Origin of the sequence: Streptomyces sp. NRRL F-525 (genome assembly GCF_000716605.1) — a bacterium.
GTDB lineage: Bacteria > Actinomycetota > Actinomycetes > Streptomycetales > Streptomycetaceae > Streptomyces.
Genome location: NZ_JNXE01000062.1, coordinates 20,834 through 27,745 on the forward strand (window position 1 = coordinate 20,834; position 6,912 = coordinate 27,745).

The window sequence follows — 6,912 nt, forward strand, 5'->3', positions numbered from 1 at the left end:
TACCTGATCGTCCAGCACGCTGGGGACCGAGCCCGGCTGGAAGGCAGCCGGGGCGTGGCTTTCATCAAGAACGGAGCACACCCCATGACCGCAACACAGGGAACCGAGTCGAGGACGCACCAGAGCGAAACGCCCGCGGAGGCGGTCGGCCGCCTCCGTGCGACCTTCAACACCGGCGTCACCCGCGGACTGGACTGGCGCGTCAACCAGCTGCGGCGGCTGCGGGCACTGCTGGTCGAGAACGAGCAGGAACTGATCGAAGCGCTCTGGGCGGACCTGCGGAAGAACCCCGCCGAGGCGAAGACGCAGGAGATCGACTTCACTGTCGCAGACATCGACGAGACGCTGGCGAATCTGGAGAGCTGGCTTCAGCCTCGCCCGGTGGAGGTTCCCGCCCACTTCGGTCCCACGACCACGGCCTACACCACGTACGACCCGCTCGGGGTGGTCCTGGTGATCGCTCCGTGGAATTTCCCGCTGCACCTTCTCATCGACCCCATCATCGGCGCCCTGGCCGCCGGGAACACCGTGGTGGCCAAGCCGAGCGAGATCTCGGTGCACACATCGGCGGCCGCTTCACGCCTGCTGCGAGAGTACTTCGACCCTGACGTGCTCACCGTGATCGAGGGGGGCGCCGAGGAGACCACGGCCCTCCTCGCACAGCGCTTCGACCACATCTTCTACACCGGCAACGGCGCCGTCGGCCGGATCGTCATGGCCGCGGCCGCCAAGAACCTCACCCCCGTCACGCTCGAACTCGGAGGCAAGTCGCCGGTCTTCGTGGCGCCCGACGCCGATGTGGAGGAGACCGCCAGGCGGCTGGTGGGCGCGAAGTTCGGCAACGCCGGTCAGCAGTGCATAGCCCCCGACTATGTTCTGGCCGATCCCGCGACCGCTGCCGCACTGGTCCCCGCGCTCCGCACTGCGGTCGAAGCCCAGTTCGGCACCAGCCCGCAGACCGCGGCCGACTTCGGCCGGATCATCAACGAGCGCCATTTCGACCGGCTCACCGCTCTGCTGAATTCCGGCCGGGCAGCGGTAGGAGGCCGGCACGACCGCGACGACCTGTTCATCGCACCGACGGTACTCATCGATGTCGACCCCGCATCGCCGGTCATGCAGCAGGAGATCTTCGGTCCGATCCTCGCCGTCGTCGAAGTCGAAGACCTCGATGCCGCCATCACCTTCATCAACGAACGCGACAAGCCCCTGGCCCTCTACGCCTTCACCACGTCCGAGGCCACCAAGTCGCGCCTGGTGAACGAGACGTCCTCCGGCGGCGTCGCCTGGGGCCAGCCGGTGATGCAACTGCTCATGACCGGCCTGCCGTTCGGTGGCGTCGGCGAAAGCGGCATGGGCCGGTACCACGGCCGGTATTCCCTTGAGACGTTCAGCCACCTCAAGGCCGTCGCGGACGTCCCGCTCAGCTAGCCTCGCGCTTTCGTGAAGCAGGCTGTCCGATGGGCGATCGGGCGGCGGAAGTGCCTCAGGTCGAGAATGAGGATCGCTGAGATCGCTGTTCCCGCCACCGCCCAGAGCGCGTTCCAGGTGAAGCCGTGTATCGGTCCTCTGCGCAGGGGCGCGTCGAGGGAGTCGGTCGCGGCGCGCGGTGCAGACACCGATCCGTACCGACTCCGGCGGCGGAACCCATGACTTCGCCCCCTGGCTGACTGCTGATCGTGCGCAAGGAGCGAACGCCCGTACTCCGGCGGGCAGTTGCGCTCGACCGGCGTCGACACTGACGCCGGGGGCGGTGTGGACCCCCTGCGTCGCAGACCTTCATTCCATTTCTCTCCGTATTGCAGAAAGAAATCAATGACTGTCGATATTTCCGAAGTTTCATATGTTCCTTCGCTTTTCTCCCCCATCTCTCTCGGGAAGATCGAGCTCGCCAACCGCATCGTCATGGCACCGCTGACCCGAGTCCGGGCCGGTTCCTCCGGCATCCCCGGGGACCTCGTGGTCGAGTACTACCGGCAGCGGGCGAGCGTCGGAATGATCATCACCGAGGGCACCTATCCCGACCACGCGTCGCAGGGCTATGTCGGTGAGCCGGGCATCGCCACCGACGAGCAGGCGGCCGGCTGGCAGCGCGTGTTCGAGGCAGTGCACGCCGAGGGCGGCCGCATCGTCGTGCAGATCATGCACGCCGGCCGCGGCACCCACCCCGGCATCAACGGCGGCCGCCGCATCCTCGCCCCCAGCGCGATCGCCATCGACGGCAAGACGTTCACCGAGAAGGGCGAGCAGCCCTACCCCGTACCGGAAGCGATGACCACCGCGGAGATCCGTGCAGCCCTGGAGGACTTCGTCGCCGCGGCCCGCCGGGCCATCGAGGCGGGAGCGGACGGCGTGGAAATCCACGGCGCCAACGGCTACCTGCTCCACCAGTTCCTCTCCCCGGCGGCCAACCAGCGCACCGATGGATACGGCGGCTCGCCGAACAACCGCGCCCGCTTCGTCGTCGAGGTCGTCACGGCGGTTGCCCAGGCCGTCGGTGCCGAGCGGGTCGGGCTGCGGATCTCGCCGGAGGTCGACCTCGGGGACGTCTTCGAGACCGACCGGGACGACGTCCTGGCCACCTACGGCACCCTGCTCGAGCAACTGCGCCCGCTGGGCCTGGCCTACCTCTCCGTACTGCACACCGAGCCGGGCGGCGACCTGGTACAGGAGCTGCGGCGGCGCTTCAACGGCAGGCTGATCGTCAACAACGGCCCCTTCGGGGGGCAGACCACCCGCGAGCAGGCGCTCCAGCAGATCGAGGCCGACCACGCCGACGCCGTGGTCGTGGGCCGGGCCCTCATCGCCAACCCCGACCTCGTCGAGCGCTGGCAGGGCGGCCACCCGGAGAACGAGCCGCGGCCGGAACTGTTCTACGGGCCGGGCGCCGAGGGCTACACCGACTACCCCTCCCTCGAAGGGGTTTGAGGCCCACGGTCACGCCTGTCCATGCGGCAGACCCACGCACCCGTGGACAGGCGCCCGACCGGCGACACTGTGCCCGCCCCTGTGAGCCCCCGGCCACACCGGCGATCACGCCACGCTGCGGGCACGGCAGGTCTGCGAGGCGATGGACAGGGCAATACAGACGTCAAGTCACGTACCGCCCTCTCAGACGTCGGCAGCACTCCGGCGCCTCGGGACCGCGCGGCTCACCCGATGGCTGCGCACGCGTAGCGTCCGCCGCCCAGAGGAGCTGGCAAAGAAGGCCCTGGAAGCCGCAGAGCGGCAGCACACCTTCCGTTCCCGGCGAGGTGGTTGATCGCACAGCTCGTTCGGACGCTCGCCCAGGAGGTCGAGACCCTGAACGACAAGGTCGCCGATGTCGACCGGCTCATCGAGGCCCGCTTCCGGACGCACGAGCTGGCCGAGATCGTGGCCAGCATGCCCGGCATCGATCCGCTGCTGGGTACCGGGTTCCTCGCCACGGTGGGCAACGACCTGGCGGACTCCAGCAGCCCGGACGGGCTCGCAGCGTTCGCCGGTCTGGCCCCGGTACCGCACGGTTCCGGGAAGCGGAACGGCAACCTGCACCGGCCACACCACTGTCATCGGGGTCTCCAGCGCGTCCTCTCCATGTCCGCCCTGACGAGCGTGCGCCACGACCCCAACTCCAGGGCGTTTTACGACCGCAAGCGCGCCGAGGGCAAACGGCATACCCAGTCCGTGACCGCCCTCGCCCGACGCAGAGTCAACATCCTGTGGGCACTGATCCGCGGCGGCCGACTCCACGAGGTCGCACCACCCCGGCCCACCAGTTAGGTTCTGCACCGAAATACAGGCGACGAGCCCTCTCCCCCTCGGCAGACTGCGGACATGTCCACCGACGTGAGCGGCATGATCGAGTGCAGACCCATAGCCCGGATCTGGGGAGAGGACGACGAGGACGCGGTATGGCATGCCGCCATTGACCTCTTCCTTCTCAACACAGGCAACGCCTATAACGCCCTCGCCTGCCTCTTCGGCGTCCGCAACTCCTTCGGTTTCCGGCCGCTGACCGATGACCGCGGTCTGCCGGAGGACGCCTCAACCGGACTGCGGGGCGCGTTCAACGCGTGGGGCCGCCCGCAGGACGCGCACGGAACGACGTGGATCACATGGGCCGAACTGGCAGCCGCCAACTGGGACGAGACCGATCGGTCCGGCACTCGCAGCCGAAGTATGGTCGCCGGGACGGGGACTCACTGGGCGCCGGTCTGGGACGTGATGCGCACGCTTGGCGAGGTACATGGCCCAGAGCACGTGCGACTCGTGGTCTGGTTCGACTGATCGCGGAACTGGTTTCTGTCCCTCGGCACAGCTTGACCTCTCCATTGGGAAATCAGCCGGGCCCGGGACTGAGCGAGGTGCGATCGCCGGGTGAACGAACGTCAGCGGTGCCTTCGGCGTCTCCATAACGGTCGGCAAGGACCGGCCGCGCGTGAAGCGCCGATCCGTACGAGGAGACACCGATGGCCCAAGCTCCGCGCCACCGCCGTGGCCGCACCACGCTGTCGGCCGTCTGCCTGGCCCTCGTGGCCGCCGCAGCCGCCGGCTGCTCCGGGCCGGACATCCGCAGTGGCGCGCCCCCGCTGAAGCTGTGCGGGACCACGTTCTGGAGCGGCGCCGAGGGGATCGGCGCGGTGTCTTTGAGCAGATCCACGCGGGGCGTGCCCGCCGCTCCGGCCGCCTCCCGACTCCCCGCCCGCACCGCCAGGCAGGACGGCGGTCCGCCGCCCCGCGTCGTCTCCGTCTCCGCCGACTGCTCCCACGGCCGTACGGTCGTCGTCTCCCCCGCCGCCTCCGTACGGATGCCCACCGTCGCCAAGGACGCCGCCGGCCGCGTCGTCGCGCTCTCCCTCGTCCCGGCGAAGCCCGGCACGTCGGTCGAGGTCCACGTCTACGCCTACGACGGCACGCGCCCGACCGGTCAGGCCACCACCACTGTTCCCTGACCGAGGCCGTCGTGGGCATCCGCACCGCCTCTCGCGGCACCTACGGGTCCCGCCGGTCCCGTGCTGAGCTCGGTCTGGGCCCGCGCAGCCATGTCAGCCACGGCACTGTGGAGTTGCTGATGCAGCGCGTCGGCCTGCACGGCCTGCACGGCAGTCGGCGACCCCGCGCCAAGCACGTCACGCCGTCCGTCGCCGACCTGGTGGAGTGGAACTTCACCCGCCACGCCCGGGACCAGTCATGGGGCACCGACATCACCGAACACCCCATCTTTGCGGGCAAGGTGTACTGCGCGGTCGTCCTGGACACGTTCTCGCGACGTGTGGTGGGCTGCTCGGTCGACGCCTCACCCGCTGCGGCGTCGACAGCCAACGCCCTGGCCATGGTCATCCCCGGTTACCGCTACAGCTCCTACCACCGCTAGATCTGAACGACGGTTCACGAGAGGGTGCCCCACGACCGCTTCGGTCGCGGGCACCCCGCCGCTGCGACATGAACAGGCACCGATACATCCATGGCCATCTCCCCAGACTCGATACGCGGGCTCATCCTCTTCGCTCGCCCTACCAACCCCTGGGCACTTCTCCGCACACGACTCACCGTCTGGGCCGCCCTGTCGCTGCTGTCGGCCCTCACCCCCGTCTACAACGCCGACGCACCCCTCTGGATCTGGCCCTTCGCCCTGATCGCATGCCTCCTCATGGCCGGCCAGACGATCGGCGCGATGAGAAGCAAAAGCCAGGCCCGCACCAGGTGAGTGGGCTACGGCCGCCTGGCGGCAGCCGTAACCGGGGCCGGCAGGTTCTCCTTCTTCCGCCTCCGGGCCTTCTTCCTGCGCCGACCGTCTCGTCGACCGCAGACCGTACGACCCCTGCCGACGCCCCTCGAAGGATCCTTGCCGTTGCGGCAACACGTGGACGGTGAGTCCCTCTACGCGAGGGACGGTGCTACAAGCTCACCCCGCCCAGTGCTCTCACGGCTTGACAGACCGCACGAGGAATCACCGTCTCCACTGGTCCCCACGCCGCAAACCCGCTGTCCCGGGCCGAACGCCCGCCGCTGTTCACGCCCGCTGCGCGTTCCTGGTCCGCATACCGGCCGCGGGCGCCTCGGTATGGTCCGCCCGTTCCTTCCGCGCCCGACGTAGGACGGCTCCGGGCCCCGGAGAATCAGTCGTGATATCCCCGGGGCCCAAACCACGGAGCCGCATTGGTCAGGACGGACGCTGGAATCCAGAGCGCCATCCGACGGACAGTCCCCAGTGGACTTCAGGGCTGGCCGTAACCGTGATTTTGACCTGTTTCTTGCTGCTGCCCAAGCCGATTTCGTTGTAGGTCGTCGAGGGTGTGGCCGCGCACGGGATGGTGTAGGTGGCCAGTTTCCCGATGGCTATGGTCGTTTTCCCCTCGCCGGTGCATTCGGTCGCCACGGCAACCGTCCCCGCCTTGATGTTTCCGATCACGGCCACCTCTTCCGACCCTGTCCTGTTCGCCAGACGGATGAGGGCCTTGGCCGAACCGGAGATGTCGGGCGGAGTCTTCGTCAGATCAATGGCAGAAGAAGGAGGGGAAGGCGATGCCGAGACGGTCGGGGTTTCGCTCGGTGAGCTCTGACCGTTGTGCGCTGTGCAGCCCGCGATGAGTGGAACGCTCGCCGCGAAGGCGATCGTCACTACCGCACGGACTTTGGTCAGCTCAGCCATGTGTACCAGCCGACGGTGTAAGGCGTGTACGAGACGATTGTCGAAGGCTTGGAGCTCTCACAGTTGCTGTACACGTAGTAGCTGGTGCCGGTGACACGTCGTCGCCAAATGCCGTACTTGGCGTTGAGGGTCTTGTGCGCCGGGATGGCGGAGGTTACCGAGTTGCCCAGTTTCGCGGTCAGTGAGCTCTTTCAGCGTTGCCGCTCCAGGGTGAGGACGGCGGCGGCGATTGACGTCATTCGATTCGGGCTGCACCGGGATCTGCGGAAGATGCGCCA

8 protein-coding genes and 1 pseudogene are annotated in these 6,912 nt (G+C 68.2%); 7 read left to right on the forward strand and 2 right to left on the reverse strand.

The window, feature by feature from the left end; all coding sequences use genetic code 11:
- Window positions 1-84 precede the first annotated feature (84 nt).
- The 7 genes from OO69_RS46250 (at window position 85) to OO69_RS46275 (ending at window position 5,689) form a co-directional block, all read left to right on the forward strand.
- Window positions 85-1,431: an aldehyde dehydrogenase family protein gene (locus OO69_RS46250; RefSeq protein ID WP_033287040.1), complete on the forward strand. Its 1,347-nt coding sequence runs from the start codon at window positions 85-87 to the stop codon at window positions 1,429-1,431.
- 384 nt (window positions 1,432-1,815) lie between these two features.
- Window positions 1,816-2,928, forward strand: coding sequence for an alkene reductase (locus OO69_RS46255; RefSeq protein ID WP_051801795.1), 1,113 nt, complete (start codon window positions 1,816-1,818; stop codon window positions 2,926-2,928).
- Window positions 2,929-3,258: 330 nt separating this feature from the next.
- On the forward strand, window positions 3,259-3,762 hold the full coding sequence (locus OO69_RS49145) for an IS110 family transposase (protein WP_051801797.1): 504 nt from the start codon (window positions 3,259-3,261) through the stop codon (window positions 3,760-3,762).
- Between the two features lie 54 nt (window positions 3,763-3,816).
- Window positions 3,817-4,269 carry a hypothetical protein gene (locus OO69_RS46265; RefSeq protein WP_033287041.1) on the forward strand — a complete coding sequence of 151 codons (453 nt, stop codon included), beginning with the start codon at window positions 3,817-3,819 and terminating at the stop codon, window positions 4,267-4,269.
- Window positions 4,270-4,451: 182 nt separating this feature from the next.
- A complete protein-coding gene (locus tag OO69_RS49675; RefSeq protein ID WP_051801799.1) occupies window positions 4,452-4,934 on the forward strand; it encodes a hypothetical protein in 483 nt (160 codons plus the stop codon).
- An 11-nt stretch (window positions 4,935-4,945) separates the two neighbouring features.
- Entirely contained in the window at window positions 4,946-5,356 is a 411-nt protein-coding gene (locus OO69_RS49680; protein ID WP_158713517.1) for a DDE-type integrase/transposase/recombinase, read from the forward strand.
- A gap of 90 nt (window positions 5,357-5,446) precedes the next feature.
- Window positions 5,447-5,689, forward strand: a complete 243-nt coding sequence (locus OO69_RS46275) for a hypothetical protein (protein ID WP_033287042.1) — start codon at window positions 5,447-5,449, stop codon at window positions 5,687-5,689.
- Between the two features lie 456 nt (window positions 5,690-6,145).
- Here OO69_RS46275 and OO69_RS52290 read toward each other — a convergent pair whose 3' ends face one another.
- Window positions 6,146-6,634 (reverse strand): hypothetical protein, encoded by a 489-nt coding sequence (locus OO69_RS52290; RefSeq protein WP_158713518.1) that lies wholly within the window; start codon window positions 6,632-6,634, stop codon window positions 6,146-6,148.
- 191 nt (window positions 6,635-6,825) lie between these two features.
- Window positions 6,826-6,912: pseudogene (locus OO69_RS51735) on the reverse strand (IS5/IS1182 family transposase); the annotation flags it as partial.